The following is a 16,887-nucleotide window of genomic DNA, read 5'->3' on the forward strand; positions in this document are numbered from 1 at the left end:
CGCGAGCAGGCCGGCGGTCATCGCCGCCGGCACGTGCAACCGCCCCGCCATCACGTCCCGCATCGCCGTGCGCAATTCGGCACCGCCCAACACCCGCTCAAACAGGAAACCGTCCGGCTCCAACTCCACCGCCGCCGCCACCGTCCGATGATCACAATCCGGCAGCAGCAACAGCACCTTCACCCGGCACGACCGCGACACGTCCGCACGACTCGCGTCCCGGCCCAGCAACTCCACCGCCACGATGACCAGCTCCACACCCTCCCGCCGCTCCCCCGCCGCACGCAACGCAGCCCACGAGTCGAACGAACGCGACACCGACACCTCGTGGAACCCCCGGACCAGCGCCAGCAGACCCTCCCGGATCATCTCCCCGGGATGGGCGATGCTCACGGTCAGGCCCAGCCCCGACGACGGACCGACGGGCACAGGCACAGCGGCGGACGGGACACCGGCGGAAAGTGCGAGGGTGCTGACGGGCATGAGTATCGGCCTCCAGACGGATGGTGCGCGGATGGACCTGCTCGGCAGCTCACCGACCAGCCGGCCATTCGCGGCGGCTTCGACCTCGACCCTTTCTTGGATAGCAACTCATTCCGCATCGCGCGACAGTTGACGAATAACTGGGTTCACCGCCCCGCACGCGGGCGGATCCGTGCGAGGAGTGCTCGCCTGCGCCGCACCACGTGCCAGATCGCAAATGCGACCAGCAAATAACTCGGAACGGCGTGGAAGACCACCTCGCGTGGCACGCCCGCCCATCGCAACAGGCCGGTGAGCAAGGTCAGCGCCGCGGCGGCCAGGAGAATTGCCGCCGCGACGACCGGGCGGAACGTGCGTCGACGGGGGAACACGGTGCGCCTGGTGCACAGGTGCAGCACCAGGCCGGCGGTCAGCAGCAGGCCCGTGACCAGGTGCGCCACGACCAGCGGTATGGTCATCCAGCAGAGGATCAACAGCAGCGCCACCGGCAGGTCGAACCACAACCCCGGCCTGCGCCGAACGGCAGCCAATCGGACAAGGCTTCCGGGTAGCATTGGATCGACGCTAGCTATTGGTTGATAACCTGTCAACGTGACGGACAGTGGAATGCGGATGAACGCCGAACGCCGGTATGAACAGATCGTGACGGCCGCTATGTCCGCTTTCGCCCGTACGGGCTACTCGGGAACGACGACCGAACACATAGCAACCATGGTCGGAGTCTCACAACCGTACGTGATACGCCTCGCCGGCACCAAGCGCGCGCTGTTCTTGGCGGCTTTCGAGCGGGCGTGCGACGCGACGGAGCACTACATGAGGTCGGCCGTTTCGGAACTCGAACAGGCCACCTCCGCGCAGAAGCTCGACGCGCTGCGGGCGGCGGGCTACCGCCGCGTCCTGGCCGACCGCGAGCTGATGGGGCTGATGCTGCACAGCTTCGCGGCGGCGGGGACGGACCCCGAGATCCGCGACGTGGTCCGCGTCCGCTACGGCGCCCTCTTCGTGCTCGTCGCGGAGATCACCGGGGCCTCGCCCGAGGACGTGCGCGACTTCATGGCCGTCGGCATCCTGTGGCAGATCCTCGCCGTGCTCGGCGCCGCCGGGCCCGACGCCACGCACCAGTGGGCCATGCCGATCCCGTGGTGACACGGCGGCCCGGCGCCCACGCGGAGCGGATGTGGTCCGATCCGGCGACATCGAGACGGAATTGCGCGACTCCGCACCCCGTGCGCCCCGCTTCGGACCTCCGTGCCCCGGCTTCGGGGTTCCGCGTCTCCTCGACGGTGCGGCGGGGTCGTTCGAACCGCCTCAGTCCACCAGGTCCAGATCCTTCGGCGTGAGCGCGGTCGATCGCACGAGTTCGCGGATCAGGTTGTCGTTCAGGGCGTTGCCGACGGGTTCGCCCACCTCCTCGCGGGTCAGCCCGTGCACCCCTCGGCGGGACAGGCGGTCGCGCACCACGCTGACCCGGCGTTCGAGCTTCTTCGCGGTCCACCCCGCGTCGGGCTGGAGCTCGGCCAACCGGAGGGCGGCCTCCTTCCACGTCAGCGGCTTGGGGTTGGGCTCGCGCAGCAGGTAGTTCCGACCGAGGGCGACGAGCATCACCTTCTCGTCCGGGGTGAGCGCGTACGGCCGGGGCGGGTCGGTGTCGGCGCTGTGGCGGGAGCGGGGCTGGTCCCCGTCGGAACCGCTGACGTACACCTCCAGCAGGTGTTCCCGGTCCCGTGAGCCGGGCACGTGCACCGGCGTATACCCCTCGGCCAGCGGGATCGCGCCCTCTTCGGCGAAGAGCCACTGCGAGCCGGGCAGGCGGATCGGCCTGAGTCCAGTGTTGCGCAGCCACCACCGGCCCTGGTGGTGGGTCAGCTCGCCGTGCCGGCGGCTGACCTGCTGGTCGTCCTCACCGAGGCAGACGTGCACCAGCGGGCGGTTCCGTCCGAAGTAGACGGTGCGGCCGTCGCGGGGGCCGACCGCGTACCCACCGCCGAGGGCAAGCGCGTGCACGGACCCCGGCACGGCGCGCGCGACGCCGCGGGTCAGGCTGTCGTGCCCCCTGGGCAGCAGGAGTCCGCCCGAGTGCTCCACCTTCGGCTCCACGCGCCGACCTCCTCACCTGTGGCAGACCGCGCCGCGCAGGTCGACGGTCTGGCTCTCGTAGATCTGGTCCCCGCCCTTCGTCCCGCGCACCAGGAAGCAGTACTTGCGGGCCGGATCGGGATCGACGTCCACCGTCTTCGCGTGGGCGAACCCCACGCGGACCGTCCGGCTCGGCTCACCCGGTGCCCAGACGCGGACGGCGAAGTACAGCTGGTCGTCCGTCGACGTCCAGGTGAGCGCGACCTTGTCGCCCAGGTCGGTCGGTTCGGCCAACTCCACCACCGGCTCCGCCGCGTCCTCGACCAGCGGCGGGGAGTTCGTCGCCGGCGGTTCGGGCGTGGCGCGCGGCCACAGGACGACCGCCAGCACGGCGGCCGAGACCGCCGTCGCCGACATCACCGCGTACCAGCGCCGTCGCTCGGGTCTGGCCGGTGGCGCCTCGGGCACGCCGGCTGAGGCGGGCGCCGACCGCCGCGCCGGATCGGGCGCCAGCATCCGGCCGATGGCGGTGGACAGCACGACCGGGACGTCGGGCCGGCTGACCGCGGGCACCGGGTCGCCGAGCACGCGCAGGATCCGTTCGCCGGTCACCTCGCCGATCCGACTCGGGTGCGGCGACCGCCCGGTCAGCGCGAAGTGCAGCACCGCGCCGAGGCCGTACACGTCGGTCGCCGCTTCGACCACGCCGGTGCGCAGCGTCTCCGGCGACACCCACTCGATACCGGCCAGCGGGTCGCGCCGGAACTCCTGCCGCTGCGCGACACCGAAGTCCGCCAGCACCGCCTCGCCGTTCGCGCGGAACAGCACGTTCGTCGGGCTGATCCCGCCGTGCAGCACGCCTCGCGCGTGCGCGGCGGCCAGCGCTCGCGACAGCGACCCGCACAGCGCGGCCACCTCTTCCGACGTCAGCGGCCCGTCCCGTCGCACGCGGTTCACCAGCGAGTCGGCGCACAGCTCCATCCGGAAGGCGTGCTTGGTGCCGTCGACCAGCTCGACGCCGTCCAGCGGCAGCACCGGCGCGGCCAGGTCCGCGAGCTTGACCCGTTCCCGCTCGATCGTCGCGAGCGCGCGCCGGTCGAACTTGCCGGGGAACACCTTCAGCGCGACGCCGTCGACGGCGTACACCTCGGCGACCGGACCGGTGCCCAGCAGTTGGCTCATCGGATCACGAACACCGCCCTGATCCGCGCGCCGAACGACCGTCCCGCCAGCGCGCCGCGGATCTCCGCGACAGCCTTCCACGCGGCCCTCACCCTGCCCTCGTCCGCTCCCTCGCCCGACCACAGCGCCGCGTCCAGGTGGACCGCGAGGTGGCGCAGGCTGTCCACCACGGCTCCGCCGGAGACGGCGGCGAGGTCGCGCGCGGTCATGCCGGGCGTGATCCGGGTGCCATGCGCCCGCAGCAGGTCACGGGCCTCCCACCAGGCGCCGACCACGCCGCGTGCGCCGGTGAGGCGCTTGCGGCGCGCGGTCCGGACGAGCTTCGCGACCGGAACGGCGAGCAGCACCACCACGAACAGCGCGAGCATCCCCGCCAGGGCCCACAGCGCCGGCGTCCAGATCCCGGTCCAGGAACCCCCTTCGTCCACCGCCGGTGGCTCCGACACGGGCGGGTCGGGCAGCTGCTCGTCCGGCGGCGGCAGCTCGGCCCGCGCCTTCGCCATGACCTCCGCCAGCTTGGTCGGCGCCGGGCCGGCGTCGCTCGCCGCGCCGGCCGGGTCGAGCGGCACCCAGCCGACGCCCTCCACGGCCACCTCAGGCCACGCGAGCACGTCCTTGTTGCGCACCACCGTCTCGCCGTCCACCGGCTCGCGGGGTGCGCGGTACCCGACGGCCAACCGGGCCGGGATGCCGACGATCCGGGCGAGGACCACGTAGGACGCGGCGAACTGCTCGCTCGTCCCCCGCTTGGTGTCCAGGAGGAACTCGCGCAGCTGCGGCCATCCGCTGCCGGTCGGCAACTGCGAGCCCGTCGCGACCTTGTAGTTGTCGCTGAGGTACTGCTCCAGCACGAGCGCCGTCCGGAACGTCGGCCGCGCGTCCCGGGTGGCGGTCCTCGCGAGTTGCGCGACCTCGTCCCGCACGGTGCCGAGATCGCCGGTCGGCACGTCGGACGACACCGCGGCGTCGGCGAGGCCGGCGAGGTCGCCGAACGGCTCCCGCCAGCGCAGGTCGTACTCCACCGGGCCACCGCGTTGCGGCAGCAGCAGCGTGCCGGCGTCCTGGTCGACGAAGGGCCGCACCGCGCCGCTCACCGAGGTGGGCATGGCCTGGCTCGGCAGCCACCGCTGCCCGCCCGGGACCTTGATGCGCGCGGAGTGCTCCGCCGTCGGCACGGTCGTCCCGGCGGGCGGCCCGATCTCCGCACCCATCCTGCGGTACCGGTCGCCCGCGGTCCACGTGACGCCGTCGAAGCCGTCCAGCACCACCAGTCGCCAGCGATCCACCGGATCGTCGCTGGTGTACCTGAACACCTCCGCTTCCGGATCGGCCAACCGCGCCGCGACCTCGGCCAGCGGGCTGACCTCCCTCGGCAGCGGAACCTGCGCGAACTGGTTCTGCCGCACGGAGTACGCGGGTCCGGTCGGCACCGCCACGACCGCGACCCCGGCCACCACGCTCAGCCCGACCGTCAACGCCACCGCGGTCCGCGTCGGGGTGACGAACAACCCCGCGACGGCGACGGCGTAAGCGAGCGCCACCAACGTCGCCACGGTGCCCGACACCGCGATGAAGGTCTGGCTCAGCAGGAGCAGCACCAGGCTCGGCAGCACGGACGCGGCGGGCCGGCGCAGCAGCTCGATCCCCACCGAGGCCGTGAAGAGCACGAGCAGCGGCACGAACAGCAGCAGTTCCGGCTCCGGCCGCACCGGCCAGGTCGACTGCAGGGTGAGCTGCCAGGAGTCGGTCACACCGGCGGCCAGCCGCGAGAGGCTGTCCGGGGTCGGCAGGCCGCTGCGCGTGGTGTCGAAGAGCGCCACCTCGATCAGCGCGAGCGCACCAGCGACCAGCGCGAGAAGGGGCCGCCACGGTAGCAACGCGGGAAACCGGAGGCACAGCTCGAACACGACGTAGCAGGCCACGACGACACCGGCGACGGGTGGCACCAGCGCCCACAGCCCGAACACCGGGGCGAACAGCAGGCCCGGCACCGCGGTGGCGAGCAGCAGCCAGACCGCGTGGCCCCTCGTCATGCGATCACCGTCTGCCACTGCCGGATCGCGTCCACGGCGTTCGCCGCCCTCAGCACCCGCACCCCGGGCACCTCCGGCGCGGTGCCGCCCAACCCGACCACCAGGATCATGTCCCCGTACCGCGGCCTCATGCCGACGAGCGCCGCACGATCATCCGGCGAGACGGTCACCGCGGAGGAGATCACGACGAACGTGCCGCCGCCCGCCCGCGCCGGCGCGCCGGGCACGAGCGGCAGGCCCGCCTCCCCGGTCCGCGTGATGACGCACAGCTCCGCCAGGTACCGCTGGACCGCGTCCCACCCCGAGGCCGTCTCGACGTCGACACCGCCCGGTGTCACCAGCCGGCACCGGTGATCGGCGTCGGCGGCGGCGACGACCAGGGACGCCGCGAGCTCGACCGCCTCCTCGAACTCCGGCGCCGTCATCTCGTGCCGGTCGTCCAGCAGCACGGTGAACTGCGGCTGGTGCGGGTCCGCGTAGTCGCGGATCATCAGCTGCCCCGTCCGTGCCGTCGCTTTCCAGTGCAGGTGGCGGACCTCGTCCCCGGGGACGTACGGGCGCACCTCGCGGATGTCGAGCGATCCGCGCGGCGAGGTCTCCGTGGCCTCACCGTCGTGGTGGTGCAACGGGAGTCCGCCGGTGACGGCTCCGACCGGGTGCGTCCGCGGGTACACCCACAGCGCCGCCGTCTCGCCGAGGGACAGCTCGGACCGGCCGAGTCCGAGCGCGTCGGCGCGGAACAGGGTCAGCGGGCCGACCTCGTGCCTGCCCCGCCGCCCGGTCGGCAGTTCGTTCAGGTAGGGCTGTTCCGCACCGGCCGCGAGCGGCCGGACCGCGACGGTCACCCGGTCCTCGCCGACCCGGTCGACCGCGGTGAAGCCGCCTTGCCGCCGCGTACCCGGGTTGTGGACGCGGAGCGTGATCACGGCTCGGCCGTCGCGCTCCACCCGGTCCGGGAACAGTTCGCGGATGACCTCCACCCGGGGCTTGCGCCCCGCGACACCGAGCGCGGCGACCACCGCGCCCACCGCGATCGCGCCCAGCGCGACCAGCAGCGGATAACCCGCGCCCAGTCCGAGCACGATGAGCACGACCGCGACCGCGAGGGTGCACACGCCCCGTCGGGTCAGCCCCATGGTCAGGCTCCCGCCACGCTCGTGACCGCGATCGGGACCGGGACCTCGGCCAGCAGGTCGGCCACGATGCCCTCGGCCTTCCGCTGCCGCAGTTCCGCCTCCGGCTTGAGGATCAGCCGGTGGTCGAGCACCGGGTGCGCGACCTCTTTGATGTCGTCGACCGTGACGAACGCGCGCCCGTACGTCGCCGCGAGCGCCTGCGCCGCGCGGACGAGCGCGATGGTGCCGCGCGGGCTCGCGCCGTACCGGACCTCGGAGTGCTGCCGGGTCGCGGAGGTGATGCCCGTCGCGTAGTCGATCACCGCGTGCTCGATCCGGGCGGCGCGCACCTGCGTGATGGCCCCCTGCAACGTCGGGAGGTCGACCACGGCCTCCAGTTCGTCCGGGTCGACGCCGGCGCGGTCGCTCATGACCACCAGCACCTCGGACGCCCGGTCCGGGTACCCCATCCGCAGCCGCATCAGGAACCGGTCCAGCTGCGCCTCCGGCAGCCGGTACGTGCCCGCCATATCGATCGGGTTCTGGGTGGCGATCACCAGGAACGGCCTCGGCACGTCGTGGCCCACCGCGTCGACCGTGACCCGCTGCTCCGACATCACCTCCAGCAGCGCCGACTGCGTCTTCGGCGTGCCCCGGTTGATCTCGTCGGCCAGCACGACGTTCGCGAACACGCTGCCCGGGTGGAACGCGAACTTCTCGTCGCGCTGGTGGTAGACCTGGACACCGGTGATGTCCCCGGGCAGCAGGTCGGGCGTGAACTGGATGCGGTTCCAGGTGCCGCCGATGCTGCGCGCCAGGCACCGGGCGAGCGTGGTCTTGCCGAGCCCCGGCACGTCCTCGATGAGGAGGTGCCCCTCGCTGAACAGCGCGGCCACGGCGAGCCGGACGACCTGCGGCTTGCCCCGGACGACCTTCTGGACGTTCGCCGCGATCAGCTCGTATACCTGACCGGGAGTCTGCGTCACGATTTCCCTTTCCTCGGTGGAGAACTCACCAGACCAGCTGGTTCGACCGGATCGGGGTACCGTCCGGGAGGATCACCTCGACCCACACCGTTTCACCGGGGCCGGTGTAGGCGAACCGATCGAACGCCTCGTTGCCGTTGGCGTCGGTTGTCGTCGTGTACCCGGGGTTGGTGTACCCGTCGTTGTCGTTGTTGTACGGCTGGACGTGGTAAGAGGTGTTGGGGTCGAACCCCGTCAGGACGACGTGCATCCACGCGCAGTCCGGCTTCTCGCCGCAGTCCTCCTCGGTCGGAGGGCCCTTGCTCAGGCTGAGCTGCGGCAGCGGCACGGCTTCGTGGGTGGCCGACGCGGGCGCGCCGGTGAGGAACTGCCCGTCCGAGGCCCTGGTCACCGCGTACACCGTGAAGGTGACAGCCTGGCGCGCCTGCACCTGCGGGTACACGACCTGGGTCCCGGTCACCTGCCGCGTGCCCAGGCCGGTGGCGGTGACCTCGTAGTGCACCAGCGTGCCGCCGTTGAGCGCGGGCTGCCCCCAGGTCAGCGTGACGTCCCTGGTCGGCCGGTCGTCCACGTCGTAGCCCGCCCGCAGGTCGACCGGCGCCGCGGCCGGCGAGACCGGCGCGTACGGCGTGACGGGGCCGGTCGACGAGCCGGGGCCCGCGCCCATCTGGTTCGTCGCGGCCACCGTGAAGGTGTAGGACACGCCGTTGGTCAGGCCGTTCACCTGGTACGCGCCGGCTCCGCCGCCGACCGGGACGGACCCCGACTGGCCGTTGCTCCCCTGCCAGGACACCACGTACGAGGTGATCGGCGCGCGGTTGTCCGGCGCGGCTCCCCAGGTGACGTCGGCCGAACCGTTGCCGGGCCGCGCCGAGACCGCGGCCGGTGCGCCGGGGCGGCCCGGCGGCACCGGGGGCGGCGGGCGCCGGGTGGTCGTGGCGATCGGCTGATCCGTCTGCCGGTGATCGTTTGGCGGCGGCGGCAGGGCGATGTCCGGTTTCTGCGACTGGCCGGACGCCGTCCCCGCCGTCGTGGCGGCCTTGCGGGTCACCTCGACGTTCCGCACGTGGCCGTCCTCGGCGACCACCAACACCTGGGTGCCGTCGGTGTCCTCGACGTAGAGCCGCTTGTCCTCGCCAACGGACAGCCGCGGCTCGCCCGCCTTGTCCTTGAGCGGCTTCTCGTCCTTCCGCTTGCCGTCCGAGCCGTAGGTCAGCACGGTGCCGTTCTGCCGGTCCACCAGCGCGACGACCTCACCGGTCGACACCGGGCCGTCGTAGTCCCCGGAGCCGAGCGCCACCGTCACCGACTGGGCCGGCGTGGTCTTCGTGTCCACCAGGATCAGGCTGCTCTGCGCCGGGCCCGGGTCGAGGATGGCGAGGCGGCCGTTCGCGTCCTGCGCGGCGGGTCGGGAGTTGGGTGACAGCAGGACGCCCAGGTCGACGCCCTCGCCGAGCGAGTCGCCGTCGATGGTGTGCAGCCTGCTCGTGAACAGGTCGAGGAACGCGGGTCGTCCGTCCACGACGGTCAGCGCGCCCGCGTGGTCCGGCGGCGCGGACACCGGGCAGCCGGAGACCTCGACCGCGTCCTTGGCCAGCGTGCAGATCGGGCCCTTCCCGGTGCGGTGGAACCACATGGTGCCGTCTTCGGTGACCACCGGGTTGCCGATCGCGCCGTCGGTCGGGATCGACGCGGCCGGGTCGCCGAGTCGGACGATCCGGCCGGTGTTCGGGTAGACCGCGTACGGTCCACCGACGACCTCGATGCCCAGGGGGATCTCGTTGGAGGGCGGTTTCGCCCATTCCTGCGGCGACAGCGACTCCTTGTCGAACTCGGTGATCCGGCTCGGGCCGACCACCCAGCCGCTGGTGTCGCTCTGCAGGACCTGGCTGCCGACCTCGGCGTCGATCGGGAACTCGGCGTCGAGGTTGTTCGTCGCGCCGTCGACGTGGAACACCATTCCCAGGACCGAGTTGTACGTCCAGTGGCCGGTGTTCGCGAACCTCGCGGCGGACAGCGGCGGGGTAGCCCCGACGAGGACTGCGCCCACCGCCGCCACGCACACGACGGCGAGCAGGACGAACGGGCGGCTCGCGCCGGCCGCCGAGCGTTTCCCGGTCACGGAGCGGGATGCTAGCGACGGTGTCCGGGGACCGGTCCCCGACTTCGCGACCTGCCGTTTCGCGCCTAGGCCAGGTCGAAGCTGTCGCGGATGCCGGCGATCAGCGGTTCGGCCGCCGCCCACTGCTCAGCCAGTGTTCCCGGGTCGGTGGCGTGCAGCGAGAACGTCAACTTGTAGAGCGCCCCGGACGCCACGGCCCTGGTGCGCGTGCGGTAGTGCACGGCGCCGGCGCGGTAGGTGCACTCGAAGTCCGCAGACGAGGCGTTGCCGGACAACCCGATCTGCTGGTACTCCGAGTTCTGCTGCCTCGTGCGCTGTGCCTTGTCCTCGGCCGTCAGCATGTCGAGCGCCGACACCGCGGGCTTGCCGGTGTCGCGCTGCACCTCCACCTTCAGGGTGCCGACCTTGGGGTCGGTCCGCTTGCCCTCCCAGGTGACGGAGCTGAGGGTGCCGTCGATCGAGGAGGAACGCTGCCAATCGGGCGGGATGCCGATCTCGAAGCCGAACCGTTCCTGGTAGTTCTTCAGCGTGACGTCCGAGCCGCCGGTCGCGGTCGGCGAGGACAGGCCCGTCGTCGGCGACGCGCCGCCCTGATCACCCTTCTGCAGCTTGACCAGGACCACCATCGCCACCACGGCCACCACCACCACGATGCCGATCGCGATCAGCGGAGCCCTCGCCGACCGCGGTCCGGACGGCGGAACCGGGGGGAGCGTGGGTGCGTCCGGCGCGACCCGCCCGGGTGCGGGCGCAGGCAGGAAGGGCGGCACCCCGGTGCGGGTGTTGGGCACGGTCCCGTGGGCGACCGTCTGCTCACCGGCCGGGTCGACCACCCTGGTCGGGTACTCCAGCCGCACCCTGGTCCCGGGCGGCGCCGAGGACGGCAGGGCCGCGATCCCGGTCAGCCGCTCGATCGCGGTCCTGGCCGACATGCGCTCGGCGGGCTTCTTGCGCAGCAACCCTTCGATCACCGGCGCCAGCCGGCCGACCTTCGGGTCCGGTGCCGGCTCCCAGGACAGCACCGCGCCGAGCGTGGCCTGGACGTCCCCCCGGGAGAACGGCGTCCGGCCGACGACCATGCCGTAGAGCATGATGCCGACCGACCACAGGTCGGCCGCCGGCTCCGCCTGGTCGCCCCTGATCCGCTCCGGTGAGATGTACTCCGGCACCCCGGGGAGCTGTCCGGTCGCGGTGAGCACCGAGTCACCGTCGATCAACGCGATGCCGAAGTCCGTGAGCACGACCTGGTCGTCGACGAGCATGACGTTGCCCGGTTTGACGTCCCGGTGCAGCACGCCGTTGCTGTGGGCGTAGTCGAGGGCTTCCAGGACTTGGGCCCCGATCCGCGCGGCCCTGTCCACCGCCATCGGGCCTTCGGCCTCCAGGACTTCGCTGAGCGAGCGCCCGTGCAGCAACTCCATCACGATCAACGGGAGGCCACCGTCGGTCACCACGTCGTGGACCGTGATGACCCTGGGGTGCTTGCTCAGCTTCGCGGCGGCTCTTGCTTCCCGCAGCGCACGCCGCACCTCCGGGTCGTCTTCCCGGATCACCCTCCCCCTCGGCGGCACGATCTCCTTGATGGCCACCTCTCTGTCGAGGTACTCGTCATGCGCTTGCCAGACGATGCCCATTCCACCCCGACCGAGTGACCGGCGCAGGCGGTACCGCGCAGCGACCAGTCTCCCCTCGCCCTCAGTCACGACGGCAATATACCGACCACGCTCCGTCGTCGGGCACCGCTCCGGGGGCGGCGCTTGTCATGCGGAACGGCCCGTGCGCTTCTACTGTCGAGGAGAGGCGAGCGCGGAGGTGCGATGAGAAGCCAGTACGACTACCTGGCCGTGCTGGCCGTGTGCTTGCTCGTCACGGCGCCGTTGGAGTGGGTGGGCCGAGGGGTGTACCGCCGTGGGCCGGACGTGGCCCGCGCGGTCCTGCCCGTGCTGCTGGTCCTGGTCGTCTGGGACGTGGTGGCGATCGCGCGCGGGCACTGGAGCTTCCACCGCGACGGCACGACCGGTGTGGTGCTGGCCGGTGTCCTGCCGATCGAAGAGGTGCTGTTCTTCGTGGCCATCCCGCTGTGCGCGTTGCTGACCTACGAAGCCGTCCGCCGGTTGTTGCGCGATGGCTAGGGAGTACCTGCTGGCCGCGGTGACGACGGCTGCCCTGGTGGTGCTCCTGGAACTGCTGGTCCTGCGCACGGGGCTGTTCCGACGTCCCGCGTACTGGCTCACGATGGCGATCGTGCTCGGCTTCCAGGTGCCGGTGGACGGTTGGCTGACCAGGCTCGACGCGCCCATCGTGCTGTACGCGGACTGGGCGATCAGCGGTGTGCGCGTGCCGTGGGACATCCCGGTCGAGGACTTCCTGTACGGCTTCACGATGGTGACCGCGGTGCTGCTGCTGTGGGAACGGAGGAGGAGTGCGCATGACGCGGTTGACCGCCGATGAGGTGCCGGGGTCGTTCGACGTCGCGGCGAAGGACTACGACCTGCTGGTCGGCCTGAACCCCGGCTACCACCGGGCGTTGCGGACGTCCGCGCGAGCGCTCGGCCTGCGCCGGGGCGTGACCGCGCCGCGCGTGCTGGACCTGGGCTGCGGCACGGGCGCGTCGACCGCGGCGTTGCTGGACGTGTTCCCCGACGCGGAGGTCGTCGCGGTGGACGCGTCGGCCGGGATGCTCGCGCGGGCGCGGGCCAAGCGGTGGCCCGACACCGTCACGTTCGTGCACAGCCGCGTCGAGGACCTGGACGTGAGCGGACCATTCGACGCGGTGTTCGCCGCCTACCTCGTGCGCAACCTGCCCGATCCCGACGCCTCGCTGCGGACCGTCCGCGGGCTGCTGAAACCGGGTGCGCCCCTGGTCGTGCACGAGTACTCGGTACGCGACTCCCTGCTGCGCTCGGCGATCTGGACCGCGCTGTGCGGACTCGTCGTCGTGCCGGCCGGCCTGCTGTTCACCCGCGACCGCACGCTCTACACCTACCTGTGGCGCAGCGTGCTGCGGTTCGACGGCGCGGGCGCGCTGCGCGACCGGTTGCGGCGCAACGGGTTCGTGGGCGTGCGCAGCCGCCCGGTGCCGGGCGGGCAGCTCGGCGTCGTGCACACCTTCATCGGCCGGGCGCCCGTGCGGGAGCAGTCGTGAGCCTCCGGGACCGCAAGGCGGTGCGCGTCGCCGCGCCGGCCGGACGCGCGCGGTTCGACGGGCACGTGCCGACGGTGGTCGTGGTCGGCGCGGGCATCGCGGGGCTCGCCGCCGCGACCGTCCTGGCCGAGCGCGGCGCGAGGGTCGTGGTGTGCGAGCGCGAGCACCACCTCGGCGGACGGGTGGGCGGGTGGCCGACCCGGCTCGCCGACGGCAGCGAGGTCACGATGACCCGCGGCTTCCACGCGTTCTTCCGGCAGTACTACAACCTGCGCGCGTTGCTGCGCCGGGTCGACCCCGGTGGTCGGGCGCTGGTCGGCCTGCCGGACTACCCGCTGTGGCACACCGGCGGCCACCGGGACGGGTTCGCCGGGCTGCCCACCACCCTGCCGTGGAACGCGCTGGCCTTCCTGCGCCGCAGCCCGACGTTCCGGTGGTCCGACCTGCCGTCGGTGGACGCGCGGGCCGCGCTGCCGCTGCTCGACGTGTCGGTGCCCGAGGTCTACCGGGAGCTCGACGGCCTGGACGCGGCGACCTACCTGGACCGCATCCGCTTCCCCGCTCCCGCGCACGCGCTGGCGTTCGAGGTGTTCTCGCGCAGCTTCTTCGCCCACCCGGGCAGCATGTCGGCGGCCGAGCTGGCGGTGATGTTCCACATCTACTTCCTCGGCTCGGCGGAAGGGCTGCTGTTCGACGTGGCGGCCGACCCGTTCCCGCACGGCCTGTGGGAACCGCTCGGGCGCCACCTCGCCGAGCTGGGCGCGACCGTGCGCCGGGGCGTGGAGGTGCGGTCGGTGGAGCCCGGTGGGTCCAGGCGGTTCGCGGTGGACGTGTCCGGCGACGTGCTCGACGCGGACGCGGTGGTGCTGGCCGCCGACGTGCCCGGCCTGCGCCGGGTCGTCGCCGCGTCACCCCGACTGGGTGACGCGGCGTGGCGCGAGCGGATCGCGGACCTGCGGACGGCACCGCCGTTCCTGGTGTCGCGGTACTGGCTCGACCGGCCGGTCGACCCGGACCGGCCGGGTTTCCTCGGCACCAGCGGGTACGGCCTGCTGGACAACGTGAGCGTGCTGAACCACTACGAGCACGAGGCGCGGGCGTGGGCCGCGCGCACCGGCGGTTCGGTGGTGGAGCTGCACGGGTACGCCCTGCCGTCCGACGAGCCCGATCCCCGCGCGCGGCTGTGGGAGCAGCTCACCGAGGTCTACCCCGAGACCAAGCGCTCGAACGTCGTGGACGAGCGCCACGAGCTGCGTGCCGACTGCCCGCTGTTCCCCGCGGGCGGTTTCGCCCGTCGCCCCACCGTGCGCACCCCGGACGACTTCCTCGTGCTGGCGGGCGACCTGGTGCGGATCGACCTGCCCGTCGCGTTGATGGAACGCGCGGCGACCACGGGGTTCGCCGCGGCGAACCGGCTGCTGAGCCGGTGGGGCGTCGCCGGGACGGAGCTGTGGAGCGTGCCCACCGCGGGTCGTGGGCCGCTGCTGCGCACCGTTGCCCGTCGTTGGGGGCGGACCCCGGTGTCAGGCGGTCCGACCTAGCCGCGGATCGGGTCCACGATCAGGCGCACGGCGTCGGCCAGCGTGGCGGGCCGGTGCACCGACGCGGGCAGCGCGAGCCCGTCCCATCCGGGGCCGGCGGCCACCAGGACCGCGTCGGTGGTCCGGCCAAGGTCTTCGATCGGCACGGTCGAGGCGAGGTCGACGTGGTGCGCCCAGATCACGATCACGGCCGGGCGCAGGCGTTCCAGCGCGTCGTGCAGCGCCGCCGACGGCACCCGGGCGCCGAGGCTGCGCCACAGGCAGTCCTCCTCGGACAGGGCGGCGCCGAGTGCTTCCAGCGCCAGCGTGTGCTGTTCCTCCGGCGCGCACGTCAGCAGCGCGGTCAGCACGCCGTCGCGGTCCGGGTAGGGAACGGCGCGCAGCGCGTGCAGCAGGCCCGCGCCGGCCAGGTGCTCCACCTCGATCCCGGTGCCGCGCTTGTGCACGCGGTCGCCGAGTTCGATGAGGAACGGCGCGAGCACCGCCTGCCAGGCCGCCACGACGCCGTACCCGGCGATCAGGTCGGCCGCCAGCCGGCGCACCCGCGGCTCGTCGAGCCGGTCGGCGGCGGTCAGGAACCCCCGCCTGGCGGACCGGGCCGCGGCGGCGGTGAGTTCGGGGTTGGTCGGCCGCGGGGAGGCCGGGACCTGCTGCTGCGACTGCCGAGCCGCGTCGACGGGTGCGACGCCCTGCGCCGTCAGCGCGATCATGCGCCGCAGCCGGTCGACCTCGTCGTCGCGGTAGCGGCGGTGACCGCCGGCGGTGCGGTCGGACGGTCCCAGCCCGTAGCGCTGGTCCCACGTGCGCAGCGTGGTCGGCGAGATGCCGAGCATCGCCGCGACCGCGCGGGGTGTCCAGCTCATCGGCTGCGGGCTCACTTCCTGGCGCGTTCGGAGAGCATAGCCCGCAGCTCGCTCTCACCGAGGCCGCCCCAGATGCCGAACGTCTCGTGCACCTCCAGCGCGTGCTCGCGGCACTTCTCCATCACCGGGCACCGCCGGCAGATGGCTTTCGCCATGGCTTCGCGCCGGTCGCGGGCCGAACCGCGCTCGTTGGGCGCGTGGAAGAAGTAGACGCTGTCCATGCCGCGGCACAGGCCGGACATCTGCCAGTCCCAGGACTCGGTGACCGGGCGGGGCAGGCGGGAGAGCTCGGGCATGGCGCACGTCCTCTGCGAGTCGACAACGGTGGGGCGCCGCCCATCATAAATTCGACTCAGAACCGATTCAAGTCGACCTTCTTAGCCGGGGAACAGCCCCTTCGACCGGAGGGCGTACCGGCGCTCGGCGTAGGCCAGGTCGTCCCGCCACAGCCGCGCGGCGGCCCACCTCATCACCGGCCGGACCGCCGGCGCCACCCGCCTGACCAGCCCGAACCCGCGTCGGTCCGACTGCGCGATGGTCGCCTCAACGACGGCCGTCCGCCCGTCGTCCAGCGGTGTGGCGTGGGTCTCGACCACGCTGCCCTCCCCCTCGCCGGCGACGATGTGCATCACGACCGTCCGCGGCTCCGGGCAGGTGAACGCGGCGGTCACCGGCACGCCGAGCCGCCCGACGACCCGGAACGTCACCTCGACCAGGAACCGGTCCCGCTCCGCGGTGGGCGTCTCCAGCACCCGGAGGTTCGCGAACGAGTACGGGTGGAACCACGCCCCGTGCCACGGGTCGAGCCGGTTGGCGATCACGTCCTCGGGTTCGCAGCGGCCGACCAGCGTCGCGACCGCGTCGAGCGCTCCCCCGGCCGGACGAGCGGGCAGCACCGGCTCGGGCAGCGGCTCCTCGCCGCCGACGTCGTCCAGTCGCACCCAGACGAGCACGCCGTCGTCGTGCGCGGGGAACGGGCTCCACCCGCCGAACCGCTCACCGCCCAGCGCGAGCCCGTGCCAGCGGCAGACGAGCCGGCCGCCGGCGACCTCGCCGTCGCGCAGCGGGGCGCCCAGGTGCGGGCACGAGCCGGGACCGGCCCTCAGCTCGTCGCCCGGCCCCCGCCACAGCACCACCTCGCGACCGGCGACGGTGCGGCCGAACGCCTTGCCCCGCACCACATCGCGGCTCGCGCCGACCACGAACCAGTTGCCGGAGGGCAGCGCGGTCGCCCGCTTCAGCGCCGCCTCGATGAGCGCGGGTTTCGCGTCCCGCCAGGTCGGTTCCTGCTGCGACCAGGACGGGCTGGTGAACGGCCGCAGCAGCGGGCGGTCGGGCATG

17 protein-coding genes and 1 pseudogene are annotated in these 16,887 nt (G+C 72.7%); 6 read left to right on the forward strand and 12 right to left on the reverse strand.

The window, feature by feature from the left end:
* On the reverse strand, positions 1–435 hold a 435-nt coding region (locus tag OQ02_RS37955; protein WP_156077572.1), incomplete at its 3' end, for a response regulator transcription factor.
* A gap of 194 nt (positions 436–629) precedes the next feature.
* Positions 630–1,013 carry a hypothetical protein gene (locus OQ02_RS37960; protein ID WP_156077573.1) on the reverse strand — a complete coding sequence of 128 codons (384 nt, stop codon included), beginning with the start codon at positions 1,011–1,013 and terminating at the stop codon, positions 630–632.
* An 82-nt stretch (positions 1,014–1,095) separates the two neighbouring features.
* On the opposite strand from OQ02_RS37960, the pseudogene OQ02_RS47375 reads away from it, so the two are divergent.
* Both OQ02_RS47375 and OQ02_RS46410 read left to right on the forward strand, forming a co-directional pair.
* A pseudogene (locus OQ02_RS47375) lies at positions 1,096–1,251 on the forward strand (TetR/AcrR family transcriptional regulator); the annotation flags it as partial.
* A 45-nt stretch (positions 1,252–1,296) separates the two neighbouring features.
* On the forward strand, positions 1,297–1,629 hold the full coding sequence (locus OQ02_RS46410; protein ID WP_231500418.1) for a hypothetical protein: 333 nt from the start codon (positions 1,297–1,299) through the stop codon (positions 1,627–1,629).
* A gap of 162 nt (positions 1,630–1,791) precedes the next feature.
* Here OQ02_RS46410 and OQ02_RS37970 read toward each other — a convergent pair whose 3' ends face one another.
* From OQ02_RS37970 to OQ02_RS38000, 7 genes are all read right to left on the reverse strand, one after another.
* On the reverse strand, positions 1,792–2,580 hold the full coding sequence (locus OQ02_RS37970) for an FHA domain-containing protein (RefSeq protein WP_231500419.1): 789 nt from the start codon (positions 2,578–2,580) through the stop codon (positions 1,792–1,794).
* A gap of 12 nt (positions 2,581–2,592) precedes the next feature.
* The gene (locus OQ02_RS37975; RefSeq protein ID WP_033443533.1) at positions 2,593–3,741 is read right to left on the reverse strand and encodes a serine/threonine-protein kinase; all 1,149 of its coding nucleotides are present in this window, start codon (positions 3,739–3,741) and stop codon (positions 2,593–2,595) included.
* Positions 3,738–5,774, reverse strand: a complete 2,037-nt coding sequence (locus tag OQ02_RS37980; protein WP_051773357.1) for a transglutaminase domain-containing protein — start codon at positions 5,772–5,774, stop codon at positions 3,738–3,740. Before OQ02_RS37980 ends, OQ02_RS37975 begins: the two co-directional genes overlap by 4 nt.
* Complete coding sequence (locus OQ02_RS37985; RefSeq protein WP_033443534.1) at positions 5,771–6,910, reverse strand: DUF58 domain-containing protein; 1,140 nt, start codon at positions 6,908–6,910, stop codon at positions 5,771–5,773. Before OQ02_RS37985 ends, OQ02_RS37980 begins: the two co-directional genes overlap by 4 nt.
* A gap of 2 nt (positions 6,911–6,912) precedes the next feature.
* Positions 6,913–7,875 (reverse strand): AAA family ATPase, encoded by a 963-nt coding sequence (locus OQ02_RS37990; protein ID WP_033443535.1) that lies wholly within the window; start codon positions 7,873–7,875, stop codon positions 6,913–6,915.
* Positions 7,876–7,900: 25 nt separating this feature from the next.
* A complete protein-coding gene (locus tag OQ02_RS37995; RefSeq protein ID WP_051773359.1) occupies positions 7,901–9,997 on the reverse strand; it encodes a fibronectin type III domain-containing protein in 2,097 nt (698 codons plus the stop codon).
* 65 nt (positions 9,998–10,062) lie between these two features.
* Positions 10,063–11,700 carry a serine/threonine-protein kinase gene (locus tag OQ02_RS38000; RefSeq protein WP_156077575.1) on the reverse strand — a complete coding sequence of 546 codons (1,638 nt, stop codon included), beginning with the start codon at positions 11,698–11,700 and terminating at the stop codon, positions 10,063–10,065.
* A gap of 114 nt (positions 11,701–11,814) precedes the next feature.
* On the opposite strand from OQ02_RS38000, the gene OQ02_RS38005 reads away from it, so the two are divergent.
* The 4 genes from OQ02_RS38005 to OQ02_RS38020 are packed head-to-tail and all read left to right on the forward strand — an operon-like array spanning position 11,815 to position 14,683.
* Positions 11,815–12,129, forward strand: a complete 315-nt coding sequence (locus tag OQ02_RS38005; protein WP_033443536.1) for a lycopene cyclase domain-containing protein — start codon at positions 11,815–11,817, stop codon at positions 12,127–12,129.
* Entirely contained in the window at positions 12,122–12,448 is a 327-nt protein-coding gene (locus OQ02_RS38010) for a lycopene cyclase domain-containing protein (RefSeq protein ID WP_051773362.1), read from the forward strand. Before OQ02_RS38005 ends, OQ02_RS38010 begins: the two co-directional genes overlap by 8 nt.
* Complete coding sequence (locus OQ02_RS38015; RefSeq protein ID WP_033443537.1) at positions 12,426–13,142, forward strand: class I SAM-dependent methyltransferase; 717 nt, start codon at positions 12,426–12,428, stop codon at positions 13,140–13,142. The genes OQ02_RS38010 and OQ02_RS38015 overlap by 23 nt, the downstream gene beginning before the upstream one ends.
* Complete coding sequence (locus OQ02_RS38020) at positions 13,139–14,683, forward strand: FAD-dependent oxidoreductase (protein ID WP_033443538.1); 1,545 nt, start codon at positions 13,139–13,141, stop codon at positions 14,681–14,683. The genes OQ02_RS38015 and OQ02_RS38020 overlap by 4 nt, the downstream gene beginning before the upstream one ends.
* Here OQ02_RS38020 and OQ02_RS38025 read toward each other — a convergent pair.
* From OQ02_RS38025 to OQ02_RS38035, 3 genes are all read right to left on the reverse strand, one after another.
* Entirely contained in the window at positions 14,680–15,546 is an 867-nt protein-coding gene (locus tag OQ02_RS38025; protein ID WP_051773364.1) for a MerR family transcriptional regulator, read from the reverse strand. The genes OQ02_RS38020 and OQ02_RS38025 overlap by 4 nt on opposite strands.
* An 11-nt stretch (positions 15,547–15,557) precedes the next feature.
* The gene (locus tag OQ02_RS38030) at positions 15,558–15,842 is read right to left on the reverse strand and encodes a WhiB family transcriptional regulator (protein WP_033443540.1); all 285 of its coding nucleotides are present in this window, start codon (positions 15,840–15,842) and stop codon (positions 15,558–15,560) included.
* Positions 15,843–15,923: 81 nt separating this feature from the next.
* On the reverse strand, positions 15,924–16,886 hold the full coding sequence (locus tag OQ02_RS38035; protein WP_051773365.1) for a DUF5914 domain-containing protein: 963 nt from the start codon (positions 16,884–16,886) through the stop codon (positions 15,924–15,926).
* Between the last annotated feature and the right edge of the window lies 1 nt (position 16,887).

Source organism: Saccharothrix sp. NRRL B-16314, from assembly GCF_000716595.1.
GTDB lineage: Bacteria > Actinomycetota > Actinomycetes > Mycobacteriales > Pseudonocardiaceae > Actinosynnema.

Bases quoted from the DNA above. Each gene is read 5' to 3' on its own strand.
- OQ02_RS46410 (WP_231500418.1), top strand. From the start codon at position 1,297: ATGAGGTCGGCCGTTTCGGAACTCGAACAGGCCACCTCCGCGCAGAAG.
- OQ02_RS37975 (WP_033443533.1), bottom strand. From the start codon at position 3,741: ATGAGCCAACTGCTGGGCACCGGTCCGGTCGCCGAGGTGTACGCCGTC.
- OQ02_RS37980 (WP_051773357.1), bottom strand. From the start codon at position 5,774: ATGACGAGGGGCCACGCGGTCTGGCTGCTGCTCGCCACCGCGGTGCCG.
- OQ02_RS37985 (WP_033443534.1), bottom strand. From the start codon at position 6,910: ATGGGGCTGACCCGACGGGGCGTGTGCACCCTCGCGGTCGCGGTCGTG.
- OQ02_RS38005 (WP_033443536.1), top strand. From the start codon at position 11,815: ATGAGAAGCCAGTACGACTACCTGGCCGTGCTGGCCGTGTGCTTGCTC.
- OQ02_RS38010 (WP_051773362.1), top strand. From the start codon at position 12,122: ATGGCTAGGGAGTACCTGCTGGCCGCGGTGACGACGGCTGCCCTGGTG.
- OQ02_RS38015 (WP_033443537.1), top strand. From the start codon at position 12,426: ATGACGCGGTTGACCGCCGATGAGGTGCCGGGGTCGTTCGACGTCGCG.
- OQ02_RS38025 (WP_051773364.1), bottom strand. From the start codon at position 15,546: ATGAGCTGGACACCCCGCGCGGTCGCGGCGATGCTCGGCATCTCGCCG.
- OQ02_RS38030 (WP_033443540.1), bottom strand. From the start codon at position 15,842: ATGCCCGAGCTCTCCCGCCTGCCCCGCCCGGTCACCGAGTCCTGGGAC.
- OQ02_RS38035 (WP_051773365.1), bottom strand. From the start codon at position 16,886: ATGCCCGACCGCCCGCTGCTGCGGCCGTTCACCAGCCCGTCCTGGTCG.